This window comes from Streptomyces sp. CB00316, from assembly GCF_001905595.1.
In the GTDB taxonomy this organism is placed as follows: Bacteria; Actinomycetota; Actinomycetes; order Streptomycetales; family Streptomycetaceae; genus Streptomyces.
The window spans coordinates 262,304-278,489 of sequence record NZ_LIXI01000001.1; the positions used below are offsets into that span (position 1 = coordinate 262,304).

A 16,186-nucleotide genomic window follows, 5' to 3' on the forward strand; every position below is an offset into this window, starting at 1 on the left:
TCTGCCAGCCGGGCGTAGGGGAGCGGGCCCGGTCCTTGACCCGTACACCGCGCCGCGATACGTACCTGGCGGAGCTCCTGCGCCCCGCACAAGAGGTGAGCGCCCGGGAGACCGTTCCCGGGCGCTCACCGGTCTGTGAGGACCGCTCAGAACTTCGCGATCGGGTTCTTCAGGCGGCCCACCAACTGAAGTGCTCCCGCAGGGTCGTTGAGGTCGACCATCTGCTGGTTGTTGCGCAGCTGGAGGCGGTTGAGGCAGGAGAGCGCGAACTCCGGCTCGAACAGGTCGTACTGCGCGAACCTCTCCGCGAGATGCGGCACCGCCTTCTGGTAGTCGCGTACGCACTCCGCGACCGTCCGCCAGAAGGTGTCCTCGTCCAGGACCCCTTCGGTGGCCAGGCCGGCGCCCAGGAAACGGAAGAAGCAGTCGAAGACATCGGTGAAGACCGACAGCAGCTTCATGTCCTCGGGGACCTCGGCCCGGATCCGGTCGACCTTCGGCGGCAGCACCGCGTCCGGGTCCATGACCGCGATCTCCTCGGCGATGTCCTTGAAGATCGTGCGGGTGACGACCCCGTCCTCCACCACCAGGATCACGTTCTCGCCGTGCGGCATGTAGACCAGGTCGTAGGCGTAGAAGCTGTGCAGCACCGGCACCAGGTAGGCGTCCAGGTAGTGCCGCAGCCACACCTGCGGGTCGAGCCCGGACTCCTCGATGAGCGCCCCGGCCACCGAGCGGCCCTCGTGGTCGGTGTGGAGCAGGGAGGCCATCGTGGCGACCCGCTCGCCCGGCTCCAGACCCGCGACGGGGCTCTCGCGCCAGAGCGCGGCCAGCATCTTCAGGTACGGCGAGCCCTTGGCGGTGGCCGCCTCGTACGACCGGTGGTGGTAGCCGATCGCGGCCCGCTCCCGGATGATCGAGAACCGGGCGGCGGTCAGCAGGCCGTCGCGCTCGATGAGCCCGGCCAGCCAGTCGTTGATGGCGGGCGTGGCCTCCATGTAGGCGGCGGACAGGCCGCGCATGAAGCCCATGTTCAGGACGGAGAGCGCCGTTTTGACGTAGTGCTTCTCGGGGTGGTCGGTGTTGAAGAACGTACGGATCGACTGCTGGGCCAGGTAGGCGTCCTCGCCCTCCCCGAGCACGACCAGGTGGCGCTCGGCCAGCTCGCCCGCGAAGGTGACGGCGAGCTTGTTCCACCACTGCCAGGGGTGGACGGGCAGCAGGAAGTACGCCTCCGGGTCCAGGCCGAGCGAGCGCAGGGTGGCGGCGAACCGTTCCCGGGTTTCCTCGCTCAACTCGCCCTCGACCAGCGCGTTGTAGTCCAACCCGGTGCCCGCCGTGAAGGTGGCCCGGTCGCGGCGGGCGGCCAGCCACACCAGCCGGATCGGAGAGGCGGCCTCGGGGGCGTACGCGCGGTACTCGCCGACCCCGAAGCCGAGCCGGCCGTTGTTGGCCACGAAACAGGGATGGCCCTCGGTCATCCCGGTCTCGATGGCCTGGAAACCGGCGGCGACGAGCTGGCCGGAGGTGGCCGGTTCCTTGGTGAGTTTGTAGGCGGTTCCGGCCAGAGTGGAGGAGACCTCCTCCAGGTAGACCGGCAGGATCTCCTCGGCCAGGCCGAGCGCCGCCCGCAGCTCGATGAAGAACTCCAGTGCGTCGAGCGGAACTTCGGACCCGTGCCGGTGCCGGGTGATCGACCCGGCCTCGACCTGCCAGTGGTCCAGGGCGAAGAGGCGTGCGGTGAAACGGTACTCCGTGCCCGCGTCGTCGCTACGGAGGGTGTAGCGGTCCTCGCCGAGCGGAACGGGGGTCAGCAGCCGTTCATGGCTGAATTCCGCCAGTGCTTTGCGGACCAGCAGTCGGTTTGCGGTGGCCCAGCGGCCCGGGGAGAGGTGGGCGACGCTGTCGGTGAGGGCGGTCGTCATCGGTCGGTTCCTCCGGTTGCTGCTTCGAACTGCTCGCGGGTGCAGGCGCTGAGCAGCGCGTCCTTCTCCGGTTTGGCGATCTCCCGCAGGACCTCGAAGCCGACGGCCTTGTTGAGGGCCTGCACGGCGCTGTTGGTCACATCGGGCTCGACGACGACCCGGCGTACCGACGGGTCGGTGAAGAGGAAATCCATCACGGCGGTGATCACGGCCCGGGTGAAGCCGTGCACCGGGGCGTCGGTCGGTGCGACCAGGAAGTGCATCCCGATGTCACCGGGCTCCGCCTCGTACAGCCCCTTCAGTTCGACCTCGGTGGGGTCGTACCGCTCGATCAGGAAAGCGGGCTCGCCGTCGTGCAGGCCGATGAAGGCGTCGTGGTGCGGGTGGGCGGCGATCGCCATGTACTCCCGCTCGACGTCCTGGAGTTTCGCCCCGCCCATCAGCCAGAAGGCGGCTTTGGGGTGGGTCACCCAGCCGTGCACCAGCTCGGCGTCGGAAATGGGGTCGAGGGGGCGGACGGTGAAGTCGCCCAGCTTGCCCGGAGGGTTGCCGTGCGGGTGATTCATATCGCGAACTCCTGGAAGGCGATGGACTTCTCGACCGGGTAGTACTCACGGCCGAGCAGTTCGCCGATGATGTACGCGTTGCGGTAGGCACCCATGCCCAGGTCGGGCGAGGTGATCGAGTGGGTGTGCACCCCGGCGTTCTGCAGGAAGATCCCGCGCCCGGTGGTGTCGATGCTGTAGTTGCGCGCCACGTCGAAGCGGCCCCGGCTGTCGTGGCGCAGCCGGCCGGTGACCGGCGCCAGGAAGGCGGGCGCCTCGTAGCGGTAGCCGGTGGCGAGGATGAGCCCCTCGGTGGTGAGCTCGTACTCCTTGCCCTGCTCCTCCTGGCGCAGCCCCAGGCTGTACGCGCCGCCCTCCGCGTCGTAACGCGCGCTGAGGAGAGCCGAGTTGGTGAGCAGCCGGGTCGGGACCGGGCCGGGCAGGTTCTTCTGGTAGAGCAGGTCGAAGATCGCGTCGATCAGCTCCCCGTCGATGCCCTTGAAGAGTCCCTTCTGCCCGGTCTCCAGCCGGTAGCGGGTCTCCTCGGGCAGGGCGTGGAAGTAGTCGATGTACTCCGGGGAGGTCATCTCCAGCGTGAGCTTCGTGTACTCCAGCGGGAAGAACCGCGGGGAGCGGGTCACCCAGTTGAGCCGGTAGCCGTACGTGTCGATCTCGGAGAGCAGGTCGTAGTAGATCTCCGCCGCGCTCTGCCCGCTGCCGACCAGGGTGATCGACTTCTTCTTCTGGAGCTCGGCTTTCCCCTCCAGATAGCGGGAATTGTGCAGGAAGTCCCCGCCGAGACCGTGGCACGCCTCGGGGATGTACGGCGGGGTCCCGGTGCCGAGGACCAGGTGGCGGGAGCGCAGGACGGTCCCGGCGGCGGTGGTCACGGTGTAGAGCCCGCTGCCCTCGTCGTACGTCACCGCCTCCACGGTCTCGTTGAACCGGATGCTGCTCAGTTTGGCGGCGGCCCAGCGGCAGTAGTCGTTGTACTCGGTCCGCAGCGGGTAGAAGTTCTCCCGGATGTAGAACGAGTAGAGCCTGCCGCGCTCCTTCAGGTAGTTGAGGAACGAGTACGGCGAGGTCGGGTCGGCCATGGTGACCAGGTCCGACATGAACGGCGTCTGGAGATGGGCCCCTTCGAGGAACATTCCGGAGTGCCACTCGAAGTCCGGCTTGGACTCCAGGAAGACGCCGTTCAGTTCGTCGATCGGCTCGGTCAGACAGGCCAGTCCGAGATTGAACGGGCCGAGCCCGATCCCGATGAAGTCGTGGGGGTCAGGAAGCGCGGTCAAGGGAGTCTCCCAGGTACTGCTCGGCGTGGCCGGAGATCAGGTCGAGGACCGCGGCGATGTCGTCCACGGTCGTTTCGGGGTTGAGGAGGGTGAACTTCAGGTACTGGCGGTCACCGACCTTGGTGCCCGCGACGATCGCCTCGCCGGAGGCGAACAGGGCCTTGCGGGCGTAGAGGTTGGCGCGGTCGATCCGGTCCGGGGATGTGACGCCGGACGGGATGTGGCGGAAGACGAGCGTGGAGAGCTGCGGCTGCACCACGACGTCGAAGCGCGGGTCGGCGTCGAGCAGCTTCCAGCCCTCGGCGGCCAGCTCGCAGACGTCGTCGAACAGCTCGCCGATGCCGTCGGCGCCCATGACGCGCAGCGTCATCCACAGCTTGAGCGCGTCGAACCGGCGGGTCGTCTGGAGGGACTTGTCGACCTGGTTCGGTATCCGCTCCTCGGCCATCCGGCGCGGGTTCAGATACTCCGCGTGGTACGTGGCATGGCGCAGGGTCGCCCGGTCGCGGACCAGGACGGCCGAGGAACTCACCGGCTGGAAGAAGGACTTGTGGTAGTCGACGGTCACCGAGTCGGCGTGGTCGATGCCTTCGAGGAGACCGCGCCGCTCGCGGGAGGCCAGCAGCCCGCAGCCGTACGCGGCGTCCACATGCATCCAGGTGGCGAACCGCTCGCACAGGGCGGCGATCTCGGGCAGCGGGTCGATCGAGCCGAAGTCCGTGGTGCCGGCGGTCGCGACGACGGCCATCGGCACGGTGCCTTCGGCGACGCAACTCTCCAGGGCGTGGGCGAGGGCCACGGCCTGCATGCGCTTGTTGCTGTCGACCGGGACGGAGACGACCGCGTCCGGGCCGAGGCCGAGGAGCTTGGCGGACTTCTGCACGCTGAAGTGGCTGCACTCGGAGGTGAAGATCCGCAGCCGGGTGTAGTGCTCGGGCCGGACCTTCGCCTCCTCGCGGGCCAGCAGCAGGGCCTGGAGGTTGGACTGCGTACCGCCGCTGGTGAAGATGCCGTCGGCGGCCGGTCCGAGGCCGATCCGCTCGGTGGTCCAGTCGATCAGCCGGCGCTCGATGAGGGTGCCGCCAGCGCTCTGGTCCCAGGTGTCCAGGGAGGAGTTGATCGCGGAGAGCACCGCCTCACCGAGGACGGCGGGGATGACGACCGGGCAGTTGAGGTGGCCCAGGTAGCGCGGGTGGTGGAAGTAGACGGCGTCGCGGAGGTAGACCTCGCCGAGCTCGTCGAGAGCGGCGGTGGCGTCGCCCAGCGGCCGGTCGAGGTCGATCGCGTCGACGACGGGGGAGAGCTCGTCGACACCGACCCCGCTGAAGGGGCGCTCGGTGGCGGCGAGTTTGGCCGCGACCCGTTCCACTCCTGCGGTGACGGTACGCCGGTAGTGCTCCGCAGTCGTGTTGTTGAGCAGGTGCGAACGCATGAAGGGGTCCTCCCGGGTGAGGGGAACTTCATCGCGTCCCTCCGGGCAGGAAGAAGGGGGACGAGGGACACGATGTTGAAGTGAGGGTAGCCTAACCTAATTAGATCACCGGCACCCCCTCACCCCTGGTGGATGTGGAATTCGTCCGCTTCTATTCACTTATGGGGGTGCCGCCGGTGCGCTGCGGGTGGCTGTCGGGGTGCGGGGGAGCCTCTTCGGTGGGCTACTCCCCGGCTCCTCCGGGGCGGGCCAGGAGCGGCAGACGGACGGGCCAGGCTCCGGCGGGGGCGCCGTACCAGACGGTGACCGCGCCCCGGCCGTCGTTCGCGTACGGGTTGCCGATCTGAGGACTAGACCCCGAAGTCGGCCCGGCAGGCGTCGAGTCCCTCCACGGTGACGTCCACGCCCCGGTGCTTCTCCCACCCGGCCCGGTCCAGCCGCAGCCGCTGCAAGGTGACGGCCTCCCCGCGGATCACCTGGACCTGGAGCCCGTCGGGCTCGTACCCGAGCCGCCGTGAGACGCCGAGTGAACCGGCGTTGTCCATCCTGGCCTCGGAGACGGCGTTCCGGGCGCCGAGCCCCTCGAAGGCCAGGTGGAGGGCGGCGGCCCGCATCTCCGTGCCGATGCCCTGGCCCTGATGCGGGAGGCCGAGCCACGACCCGGCCACCACTTCCCGCCGTACGCCGAACTCCTGGCCCATCACGTCCTGCCGCCCCACGACCTTGCCCTCGTGGAGGACGGCCAGGGAGAGGTGCCACTCCTGGGCCGACCACCCGGCGATCGTGCTCAGCACGTGCTGGTAGGTGGCCCGGCCCACCTCGTCGGACTCGCCGTCGGTCCACGGCACGAGGAACGGCATCCGGTCCGGGGCGTGCACCCCGCCGGCGCCGACCGAGGCGAGCTCGTCCAGGAGTGCCTCGTCGGGCAGGCGCGATTCGAGGTGGGGTGTGCGGATGCGGAGGCCGCGGAGGGGCCAGTGGCTCATGCGGGGACTTTGCCGGACGGCCGGTCGGCCTGTCCAGCGGATTCCGGCCAGGAGGCAGTCCCCGCCCCGGACGGGCTGCCCGACCGGCGTCGCAGACCGAAGGCGCTGACGGCGGTGGCGATCAGGGCGGCGGCGAGCGGGACGACGAGCGCCGCTCGGTAGCCGTCGAGCAGGGCGGTCGGCGAAGTTCCCTCGGTGGCCGCGATGTTGACGGCGGCGACGGCGGACAGGCCGAGCGCGGCACCGAACTGGAAGGAGGTGTAGAGCAGCCCGCCCGCGACGCCCTGCTCCTCCTCGGCGATGCCGTCGGTGGCCGTGATCGTCAGCGGACCGTACGCCAGGGAGAAGGCCACACCGAGCAGGACCAGGCTCGGAAGCATCGCGAGGTAGGTCCAGTCCGCGGTGAGCGGCAGGAACAGCGCGTACGCCAGGGAGGCCAGGAGCAGTCCGCCGAAGATGACGCGCGCGTTGCCGAACCGGGCCACCAGCTTCGGGGTGAGGAGCGGGGACAGGACCGCGTCCACGCCGATGACGATCAGGGCGAAGCTCGTCTGGAGGGACGACCAGCCCCGCAGCTCCTGGAGATAGAGCACGGCGATGAACTGGAACCCGAAGAAGCCCGCGGCGAAGAGCAGCCCCGACACATTGGCGCGGACCAGCGACCCGCTGCGGAAGAGGCCCAGGCGCACCAGCGGCGAGGCCGAGCGGCGCTCGATGAGGACGAAGGCGAGGAAGAGGAGGGCCGCGGTGCCGATCGTGCCGGTCGTCCAGGCGGCGGAGGCGTGCGTGACCCGCTCGACGCCGAAGACGAGGAGCAGGATGCCTCCGGTGACGGTGACCGCTCCGGCCAGGTCGACGCCCCGCCCGGTCCGGTCCGGACTTGGTGACTTCGGGACGAGCCGCAGCGCGGCGAGAAGGATGACGGAGGAGAGGATGACCGGGGCGAAGAACACCCAGCGCCAGTCGATGGCGGAGAGCAGGCCGCCGACGACCAGGCCGATGGAGAAGCCGCCCGCCGCGGTGCCGGAGTAGACGAGCAGGGCCTTGTTGCGCTGCGGCCCCTCCGGGAAGCCGGTGGTGATGATCGACAGACCGGCCGGGGTCATGAAGGCGGCGGAGACCCCCGTCACGAACCGGGCGAGGATCAGCATCCACCCTTCGGTGGCCAGCCCGCCGAGACCGGAGAAGAGCAGGAAGACCACGAGCCAGAGGATGAACATCCGCCGGCGCCCGAACAGGTCGGCCGCCCGGCCGCCCAGCAGCATGAAGCCGCCGTAGCCGAGGAGGTACGCGCTCATCACCCACTGGAGGGTGCCGGTGGAGAGCCCCAGGTCGGCGCGGATCGCGGGCATGGCCACGTTCAGCATGGCCACGTCGATGCCTTCGAGGAAGATGGCCCCGCAGAGCACGAACAGCACGCCCCACGCGCGCCCGGTCATACGGACGGTGCCGCTGCTCGAAAGGGGTGGTGATGTGGACACGGAACTTCTCCTAGGGGAGAGGGATGAGGAAGCGGGCATGGCGAACCGCCGCAACGGCGGTTCGTGGGGTGGGAGTCGAGGGTGCAAGTCCTCAATTGGCGCGACCGAAAGCGGAGTTACCGAAGTGCTGGTCGGTTCCCTGTTGTAACCACTCGAAGCATGCGGCACGCTGGGGAACCATGGAAGAAGGCACTTTGAAGTCACCGAGTAACTGCGGCCATACCGAGGTTGAGCAGGACTTCGACATCAGCAACTGGGATGTCCGCGAGGGCTGCGAGGTGCGGCAGATCCTCGACCGCGTCGCGGACAAGTGGTCGCTGCTCGCCATAGCGCACCTGGAGCGCCGGACACTGCGCTTCTCCGAGCTGCGCCGGCTGATCGACGGCATCAGCCAGCGCATGCTGACGGTGACCCTGCGTCAGTTGGAGCGCGACGGCCTGGTGCGGCGCACGGTCTACCCGGTCGTCCCGCCGCGCGTGGAGTACGAGCTCACGCCGATGGGCGCCACCCTGCACACGACGATCCGGTCCCTGGTCGACTGGACCGAGGGCCACCAGCAGGAGATCGCCAGGGCGCGTGCGGAGTACGACAGCCGACAGGAGGACGGGATGCCGGTCTCCTGATACCGCGGGGCTTCGGGCGCCACGTCGACGATCGGCGCCGCCGGGGACGCATCAAGCGGCTTGGTCCGATCTCTTGGACACCGGAGGCCGCCGGCTCCCCTGCGCGACGCGGCCGGGGAGAGTCCGGAGTGGGTGGTCGGGCAAGCGTGACCTTGCGGGATCATCGCCGATGACGCGTCAGTAGAGCCCTGCCCGCCGTGCGATGTCCTCGCCGTGCTGCATTCGGCTGCGGGCGTCGTCGCCCAGGGCCGTGATGACGCCTGCCACGACGGTCTCCAGTACGGCGAGGGTCGGTACGAGGCTGTCGTAGGGGGAGGGGGCCGTGACCCGGCTGGGCAGGACGACCTCGGCGTGGGGGGCGGCGGGGGAGAGCCAGGTGTCGGTAAACAGGACCACCTTGCCGCCCCGCTCCTGGACGAGTGTGGCGATGGTGGTCTTGTCGCTCTCGTAGCGGCGGTAGTCGAAGACGACCAGCACGTCACGGCGGGTGAGAGCGGCGAGGACGGCGGTGCGTTCGACGTCACGGTCGGGCAGGAACCGTACGTCGTCGCGCAACTGCATCAGGTGCAGGCCGAGGTACTGGGCGAGCAGGTGGGTGAAGCGGCCACCGGCCAGGGTGATGCGGCGCTTGCGGTCCGAGAGCAATCGCACCGCGTGCTCGAAGTCGTGCGGGGGGAGCTCCGCGAGGGTGGCGGTCACGGCGCCGGTGAAGACCTGGCTGCCGTGGCGTAGAAGTGAGGAGTCCGTGCCGGTGCTTCCGCGCGTACCGCGGTGTGTGCCGTCGTCAGGCGTGCCCGCGTCCTCGGCGTCGTCCGTTCCGCTCCGGCCGAAGCCGGCCGACTCGTAGAGGGAGAGCGGGGAGGCGTTGCGCGCGTCGAGTTCCTCGCGGAGGGCGGCCTGGAAGTCGGGGAAGCCCTGGTAGCCGAGCCGGTTGACGAAGCGGATCACCGTGGGTGCGCTGACGGAGGCCCGGCCCGCGAGTACGGCGATGGTCTCGAACCCGGCCGCCGGGTATCCGGCCAGGAGTACCCGGGCGACCTTGCGCTCGGCCGGGCTGAGCTCGCCCAGCTTCTGCCGGATGTCGTCGGCGAGCGTGGGTGAGGCCATCGTGTCCGATTCCCTTCCGAGGCGTGCTGGGTCTCCGGGAGCCTACTGGCGGAACAGGTCACGGCTCTCGACCGGTCCCGCCGGAGGGCCCGGGGCTGTTACCGGTCGGCCACGCGAATGCTCAGCCCGGTCAGGGTCTGCGGCGTGGCGCCGTCGCCGCTCCATGCGGTGAAGCCCGGTGCCTTGGTGAAGGTGACCGTGAAGCGCGGCCCGTCCTCGTAGGTCGTGGCCTCGGCCGTGCGCTGGGCACGGGTGGCCGCCAGGGCTCGGGCGGTGGTCAGGAAGGAGTAGGGGGCGCCCGAGGGGTTGGCCACGGAGTGGAACACGTCGGTGTTGGCGGGTACGGGGGTGGTCGAGCGGGGTGCGAAAGACCGCTTCCCGGGCGCCGGGAGCGTGAGCCGGAGTCGGGGGTCGTAGCGGTCCCCATCGGTCAGGTAGTCGTAACGCACGCCGGTCAGCGACCAGCTGCCGCCACGCGTCCCGGCCGCCTTCGGCCCCTCGTGCACGCGGGCCCGCCGCAGGTCGAACACGGCGACTCCCCGCGGGCCGATCACCCGTACGCGTTCGCGAGGGCCGCCGGGGTGTTCCACCAGGAGTGCGGTGTTCTCCTCCAGGGCGTACACCCGGTCGTGCCCGGTGTCGGCCGCCAGTCGCATCGCGCGGCCCTCGCGGCCGTACGCCCCGGTGTGGGTGTCGATCAGCCCGGAGCGGAGGAGGCCGAAACCGCCCTGCGGCTCGTATCCGAGGCGTGTCGCGTCCTCGAAGTAGCCCGGGCTGCTGCCGTCGCGGAGCCCCTGGTACGACTCGCCGCCCGTCACCATGTCGGCGCCCGCGGTGATCTGCGCCCCCGCGCTGGAGCCTGACACGACGGCCCCGGCCGCCAGTTTGGCCCGGATGGCCGCGAGTACCTTGGAGTCGGTGTGCGCTGCCCCGTCCAGGAGGGTGGTGAGGTAGCGGGACTGGTCCCCGCCGCCGAAGAAGAACCCGGTCATCGCGTTGACCTGCCGGACGACGGTCTGCGAGTCGGCGTTCGCGATGTGGTCGAGGTCGACGGGGATCCACTGGGCGTCGGCAGCGCCGTGCCGCTTGAACACGTCCGAGTAGTACGCCCCGTTGCACTCGGAGTTGCTGCACCTGTCGGGATCGTCGGCGTACGGGTCCTGGCTGGCGGGCACGGAGGAGGCGGTGATCACGCCGATGCGGGCGCGGTCGCCGCCCGCCCGCTCGATGATCTCGCCGTAGACCTGGGTGTTGTCCTCCTTGAGGCCGCCGCCGACGAGCACCAGCGAACCGCTCTTCCGCGATGGCCGGTCGGTGTCCGCGATGGCGGTCGGGCTGATGGCCAGGGTGAGCACGAGCGCGGCGGCGCCGCCGCCGGCCAGCACGGAACGTCGGGAGCGGAACGGGGTACGCATGGAACCTCCGAAAGGTCGTGGTGACGAGAGGAAGGACGGAGAGCGGCAAGCGGTTGTGCTGAGCGGGCGGGTAGCGGGGGCGCCGATGCGTACCACCCGCGGCGGCCGCGCCGTGAGAAGCGGGACCGCCGGGGCGTCACCCGTGCCGGGAGCTGCCCAGCGTGGCGATGAGCGTGGCGAGCAGGGCGACCCGCTCCGGTACGGTCGCTGTGTCGAGCCACTCCTCGGGGGTGTGGTCGGCCCCGCCGACGGGGCCGAGGCCGTCGAGGACGGGCACCCCGACGCCCGCGATGATGTTGGCGTCGCCCACTCCACCGGTCGCGGTCGCCCCCAGGGCGAGGCCGAGGTCTTCGCCCAGGGAGCGGGCCCGGGCCATCATGCGGTGCGTGGTGTCGGTGTCCTCCATGGGAGGGCACAGGTCGAGCTGTTCCACCACCGCGGACGTGCCGGGCACGCGGGGCCGGGCCGCTGCCTCCTCGATGGCGGCACGCGCCCGCACCATCCCGGCCGTGGTGGCCGAGCGGATCTCGACGCGCAGCTCCGCTTCCGGGCAGACGATGTTGGTCCGGGTGCCCGCACGCACCACGCCCACGTTGACGGTCACGTCCTCCCAGCGGCCGTTGAGCGCCTGGAGGGCGACGACCAGGTGGGCGGCGGTGAGGGCGGCATTGGCGCCGCGCTCGGGTTCGATGCCGGAGTGGGCGGCGCGTCCCGTGACCGTGATGAGGAGGTCGGAGACTCCCTTGCGGGCGATGACCAGGGCGCCGTTCTCCCGGGCGCACTCGAGGGCGAGCGCGAAGTGCACTCCCCTGGCGGCCCGTTCGGTGACGGGGCGGCTGACGGGTGAGCCGATCTCCTCGTCGGGGGTGGCGAGGAAGACGATCTCGGCGTACTCCTCGACGCCCGCCTCGGCGAGGATGTCCAGGGCGGTGAGCCCGGCGAGCAGGCCGCCCTTGTCGTCGCTGACGCCGGGGCCGTGCGCGAGCCGCCCCTGGAGAGTGAAGGGGCGGGCGGCGGCGGTGCCGTCGGCGAAGACGGTGTCCATGTGGGCGGCGAGCAGGACGCGCCGCCCGCCTTCCCGGGCCGCGAGCCGGCCGGTCCTGCGGCCGATCAGGACGTCCCCCGTGGTCTCGCCGTCCGCCCCGTCGGGGGTCACCCGCTCGACGGCGAAGCCGAGGGCGGCCAGCCGGGCGGCGGTCCAGTCGGCGACCCGGTTCACCCCGGCGGGGCTGTAGGAACCGGAGTCGATCGCGACCAGACCGGCCAGGTCGGCCAGGAACCCGTCCAGGCGGGCCTCGGCGTACGGCAGCAGATCCTGGGCACGCGGACGCGGTCGGGTGGGCGCGGTCACAGGACCTTGGACAGGAAGGCACGGGTGCGCTCCTGCTCCGGGTCGACCAGCACGTGCCGGGGGTCCCCGGCCTCGACCACCACGCCGTCGTCCATGAAGACCGCTGTGTCGCCGACCTCGCGGGCGAACCCGATCTCGTGGGTGACGACGACCATGGTCATACCGTCGGCGGCCAGCTGTCGCATGACGTCCAGGACGTCGCCGACGAGCTCGGGGTCGAGCGCGGAGGTCGGCTCGTCGAAGAGCATCAGCTTCGGTCTCATGGCCAGCGCGCGTGCGATGGCCACGCGCTGCTGTTGCCCGCCGGAGAGCTGGGCCGGGTAGTGGCCGGCCCGGTCCGCCAGTCCGACCTGCTCCAGCAGCCGCCGGGCATCCGCACGGGCCTCGGCGGTGCTCGTGCCGCTGACGCGGACGGGCGCCTCCATGATGTTCTGTTCGGCGGTCAGGTGGGGGAAGAGGTTGAATCGCTGGAAGACCATGCCGATGTCACGGCGGTGGGCGGCGATCTCCTTCTCCCGCAACTCGTGGAGCCGGGATCCGCGCCGCTGGTAGCCGACGAGTTCCCCCTCGACGGCGAGTGTGCCGCCGTCGATCTTCTCCAGGTGGTTGATGCATCGCAGGAAGGTGGATTTGCCCGAGCCCGAGGGGCCGAGCAGACAGCACACCTGCCCGCGTTCGACGGTGAGGTCGATGCCCTTGAGGACCTCGAGCTTGCCGAAGCGTTTGCGCACGTCCTGGGCGCGCACCATGGGCGTGGTCAACGGCCTTCTGCCTTTCCGGTCTTCGGCGCCGTCGCGCGGGTGACCCCGGTCAACATCCGCCGCAGCGGGGAGGTGTGGCCTCCGTGTGCGGTGCCCCTGCCGTAGCGGCGCTCCAGCCAGGCCTGCGGAACGCTCAGCAGGCTCACCAGTGCCAGATACCAGAGCGAGGCGACCACGAGCATGGGGATGACCTGGTAGTTCTGCGCGTACACCTCCTGGATGTTCGACATCAGGTCATGCGCGGCGATGACCGAGACCAGCGCGGTCATCTTGAGCATGTTGATCGTCTCGTTGCCCATCGGAGGGATGATCACCCGCATGGCCTGGGGGAGAACGATCCTGCGCATCGTCAGAGCGGGCCGCATGCCGAGCGAGTGCGCGGCCTCGGCCTGCCCGGTGTCGACGGACTGGATCCCTGCCCGGACGATCTCCGAGGCGTACGCCGCCTCGTTGAGTCCCAGCGCGAGCAGAGCCGCGACGGCCGGGGTGAGCAGGGAGTTGGTGTCGGCCTGGAAGAAGGTGACGTCGGTGAAGGGGATGCCGATGAGCACGTTCTTGTAGAGGGCGCCGGCGTACCCCCAGAAGATGATCTGGACCAGGAGCGGGGTGCCGCGGAAGGCCCAGACGAACAGCGAGGAGAGGCCGTAGAGGACCGGGTTGGACGACAGGCGCATCACGGCGATGACGGTGCCCAGGGTGAGCCCGAGGGCCATGGCCGCGACGGTCAGCCACAGGGTGGTGACCAGTCCGTCGAAGATCAGGCCGGCGAAGAGGTAGTCGCCGATGACGTCCCAGCGGAGATTGGCGTTGGTGGCCAGCGAACCGACCAGCCCCGCCAGGGCGAGTACCGAGGCCAGGGCGGCGACCCAGCGGCCGTAGTGACGCACCGGGACGACGGTCAGGTCCTGCTCGGCCGGCGCGGTGCGGGTGTCGAGTGTGGTGGCCATATCAGTCGACCGCTGCGTTCCGGGTGGCTTCCTTGACCGCGATCGAGGCGACGCCGTACTTCTCGAAGATCTTGATGGCGGTGCCGTCGTCGATCAGGGACTGCAGCGCCTTCTGGATCGCGTCCGTCAGCTCGGGAAGCTTCTTGGAGACGGCGATGCCGTTGGGGGAGGCGTTGTAACCACCGCTCGCGGCGGGGTCGTCGACGACCTCGAAGGCCTGGCCTCCGTCGGCCGTCTTGGCGGTCCAGCCGGCCGCCGGCTTGGTCAGCACCTGGGCGACGACCTTGTCGGCGCGCAGGGCGAGCTGGGCGTCGGAGTCCTTGGGGAACGTCTGCACGTCGATCTCGCCACGGCCCGCCTTCCCGCACTCCTTCTGGTGCGTCCTCAGGAGGTCGAACTGGTTCGTGGCCGCCTGGACGGCGACCTTCTTGCCGCACAGGTCGTCGAGTGTGGTGATCTTCTCGGGGTTGCCCTTCACGACCATGATCCCGGAGCCGGAGACGGAGTAGTCGACGAAGTCGACGACCGCCTGGCGCTCCTTGTTGTCCGTCATCGCGGACATCGCCACATCGAACTTGCCGGCCTGGATGGCGGGCACGATGCCGTCGAACTTCTGCGGGGTGAAAGCGAACTCCACACCGAGCCGGGCGCCGATCGCCTGACCGAGGTCGTAGTCCAGGCCGGTCAGCTCCTTCTCGCCCTCGGTCACGAACATCTCGAACGGGGCGTAGGGCACGTCGGTGGCCACGCGCACGGTGCCGGACTTCTTCACGGCGCCTGGCAGCGCCTCGTGCAGCTTCGCGTCCCTTTCGACGGTCACCCCCGCGACCTCCAGCGACGCGGGAGTCCTGGCCGCGGCGGCGCTGTCGCCACCCTCTCCGCAGCCCGCGAGCGCCAGCAGGACGGTGCTGGTCAGTGCGGCGGCGGTCACTGCACGACCGGAGACGTGGGCGTACTTCATGTCGTTCCCTCCTGGAGGAATTCCGGCCGGCGGCGACTTCCTCGCCCGGCCCGCCCCAGAAGTTACACACCGCAACTCAATCTGCATAGATGTAACGAGCGTTACGTCTCCGTGGCGCGCCATCGCGCTGCGTGAAACATGTCCCACGCACCCTGTCCGGAGCGGTCGGAACGGCAAATCTGCTGCGCGATGCCCGGTCTCGGTGATCGCTGCTGCGTTACATCTGGCGAACTGCCCCGCGTGTCTGTACTTTCCATCACCACCGACTCCGCGTCGGTCCCCCACTCCTCCATCCTCAGGAGAGCTCCGTGATCCGTACCCCTCTGCGGCCGGCGACCTGCCTCGCCGCGTCCCTGGCCCTGCTGGCCCCCGCCCTCATCACCGCGGAACCGGCCCACGCCGCCGCCAAGCGCATCCGGCTGGGCAGCCTGGCCGACGTCAGCCGCGGCAGCTGGTCCGGTCCCGCGTACACCATGAACGGTTCCGGCGGGGTCGTCGCCGCGACCATGAGCAGAGCCATCGACGCGATCCGCGGTGGTACGGGCTCCCTCGACGTCGTCGTCCTCGCCGGCTCCGCACCCACCTCCGGCAGCACGACGCCCGAGTGCGACACGGTCATGGGCCTGGCCGGCGTCAACTCCTGTACCACCTGGACCCTCACGCGCCGCAGCGACGGTGACAACAGCGCGGCCAACACCGACGTCCGCAACGCCGAGTTCGTCTACTTCGCCGGCGGCGACCAGTGCGACTACGCCGACTGGAAGGGCACCGCCCTCCAGAACTCCGTGAAGTCCGTCGTCGCCAAGGGCGGCGGCTCCGGAGGTGGCAGCGCGGGGCACCACATCAACAGCGCCGTCGTCTACGACGCCTGCCGCGGCGGCGTCACCTCCGACGAGGCGCTCTACGATCCCTACGATCCGGCGATCACCTTCACCACCGGCATGTTCGTCTGGCCGAACTACGCGGGCACCATCAACGACTCACATTTCGTCACCCGGGATCGCATGGGTCGCACCATGGCCTTCGTCGCCCGGGCGATCGAGGACGGTCTCACCACCGGCGGAGCCGCGTGGGGCGTCGGCGTGGACGACGGCGGATCCCTCTTCATCGACGGGAACGGCAGAGCGACCGCCGCCGGCGCCGACACCTTCGTCGTCCTGGGCGACCACCGCCCCGAGCAGGCCGACGCCGACCGATACCTCAGCTACGACGGCTACAAGATCTGGCGACTGCGCCCCGGCCAGACCTACGATTTCAAGAACCGCCCCACCTGTGGCTACTACCTGCGCAGCGTCGTCAGGGGCGTCCCGGACCGCAACCTCTACGACGGGACGCCGCTCACGAACTGCGGTTGAGT

At 70.0% G+C, this 16,186-nt stretch carries 14 protein-coding genes; 2 read left to right on the top strand and 12 right to left on the bottom strand.

The window, feature by feature from the left end; all coding sequences use genetic code 11:
* Positions 1-146: 146 nt before the first annotated feature.
* From AMK21_RS01160 to AMK21_RS01185, 6 genes are all read right to left on the bottom strand, one after another.
* Entirely contained in the window at positions 147-1,925 is a 1,779-nt protein-coding gene (locus AMK21_RS01160) for an IucA/IucC family protein (RefSeq protein ID WP_073873248.1), read from the bottom strand.
* The gene (locus AMK21_RS01165) at positions 1,922-2,491 is read right to left on the bottom strand and encodes a GNAT family N-acetyltransferase (RefSeq protein WP_073873250.1); all 570 of its coding nucleotides are present in this window, start codon (positions 2,489-2,491) and stop codon (positions 1,922-1,924) included. The genes AMK21_RS01160 and AMK21_RS01165 overlap by 4 nt, the downstream gene beginning before the upstream one ends.
* Entirely contained in the window at positions 2,488-3,765 is a 1,278-nt protein-coding gene (locus tag AMK21_RS01170; RefSeq protein ID WP_073873252.1) for a lysine N(6)-hydroxylase/L-ornithine N(5)-oxygenase family protein, read from the bottom strand. The genes AMK21_RS01165 and AMK21_RS01170 overlap by 4 nt, the downstream gene beginning before the upstream one ends.
* The gene (locus AMK21_RS01175; RefSeq protein WP_073873254.1) at positions 3,749-5,197 is read right to left on the bottom strand and encodes a pyridoxal phosphate-dependent decarboxylase family protein; all 1,449 of its coding nucleotides are present in this window, start codon (positions 5,195-5,197) and stop codon (positions 3,749-3,751) included. Before AMK21_RS01175 ends, AMK21_RS01170 begins: the two co-directional genes overlap by 17 nt.
* A gap of 350 nt (positions 5,198-5,547) precedes the next feature.
* Complete coding sequence (locus AMK21_RS01180) at positions 5,548-6,183, bottom strand: GNAT family N-acetyltransferase (RefSeq protein ID WP_073873256.1); 636 nt, start codon at positions 6,181-6,183, stop codon at positions 5,548-5,550.
* Complete coding sequence (locus AMK21_RS01185; protein WP_073873259.1) at positions 6,180-7,622, bottom strand: MFS transporter; 1,443 nt, start codon at positions 7,620-7,622, stop codon at positions 6,180-6,182. Before AMK21_RS01185 ends, AMK21_RS01180 begins: the two co-directional genes overlap by 4 nt.
* Positions 7,623-7,843: 221 nt before the next feature.
* Here AMK21_RS01185 and AMK21_RS01190 point away from each other — a divergent pair, with 221 nt between their 5' ends.
* The gene (locus tag AMK21_RS01190) at positions 7,844-8,287 is read left to right on the top strand and encodes a winged helix-turn-helix transcriptional regulator (RefSeq protein ID WP_073873261.1); all 444 of its coding nucleotides are present in this window, start codon (positions 7,844-7,846) and stop codon (positions 8,285-8,287) included.
* Positions 8,288-8,464: 177 nt separating this feature from the next.
* Here AMK21_RS01190 and AMK21_RS01195 read toward each other — a convergent pair whose 3' ends face one another.
* From AMK21_RS01195 to AMK21_RS01220, 6 genes are all read right to left on the bottom strand, one after another.
* Complete coding sequence (locus AMK21_RS01195; protein WP_073873263.1) at positions 8,465-9,394, bottom strand: MurR/RpiR family transcriptional regulator; 930 nt, start codon at positions 9,392-9,394, stop codon at positions 8,465-8,467.
* 98 nt (positions 9,395-9,492) lie between these two features.
* On the bottom strand, positions 9,493-10,809 hold the full coding sequence (locus tag AMK21_RS01200) for a cyanophycinase (RefSeq protein WP_079181042.1): 1,317 nt from the start codon (positions 10,807-10,809) through the stop codon (positions 9,493-9,495).
* A gap of 136 nt (positions 10,810-10,945) precedes the next feature.
* On the bottom strand, positions 10,946-12,160 hold the full coding sequence (locus tag AMK21_RS01205) for a M20 family metallopeptidase (protein ID WP_073873265.1): 1,215 nt from the start codon (positions 12,158-12,160) through the stop codon (positions 10,946-10,948).
* On the bottom strand, positions 12,157-12,909 hold the full coding sequence (locus tag AMK21_RS01210; RefSeq protein ID WP_073873267.1) for an amino acid ABC transporter ATP-binding protein: 753 nt from the start codon (positions 12,907-12,909) through the stop codon (positions 12,157-12,159). The genes AMK21_RS01205 and AMK21_RS01210 overlap by 4 nt, the downstream gene beginning before the upstream one ends.
* A gap of 8 nt (positions 12,910-12,917) precedes the next feature.
* Positions 12,918-13,868, bottom strand: coding sequence for an amino acid ABC transporter permease (locus AMK21_RS01215; RefSeq protein ID WP_073873269.1), 951 nt, complete (start codon positions 13,866-13,868; stop codon positions 12,918-12,920).
* 1 nt (position 13,869) lies between these two features.
* Positions 13,870-14,829 (bottom strand): ABC transporter substrate-binding protein, encoded by a 960-nt coding sequence (locus tag AMK21_RS01220; protein ID WP_073873271.1) that lies wholly within the window; start codon positions 14,827-14,829, stop codon positions 13,870-13,872.
* A 308-nt stretch (positions 14,830-15,137) separates the two neighbouring features.
* Between AMK21_RS01220 and AMK21_RS01225 the strand changes: the two genes are divergently transcribed.
* On the top strand, positions 15,138-16,184 hold the full coding sequence (locus AMK21_RS01225) for a hypothetical protein (RefSeq protein WP_199863079.1): 1,047 nt from the start codon (positions 15,138-15,140) through the stop codon (positions 16,182-16,184).
* Positions 16,185-16,186: the final 2 nt, after the last annotated feature.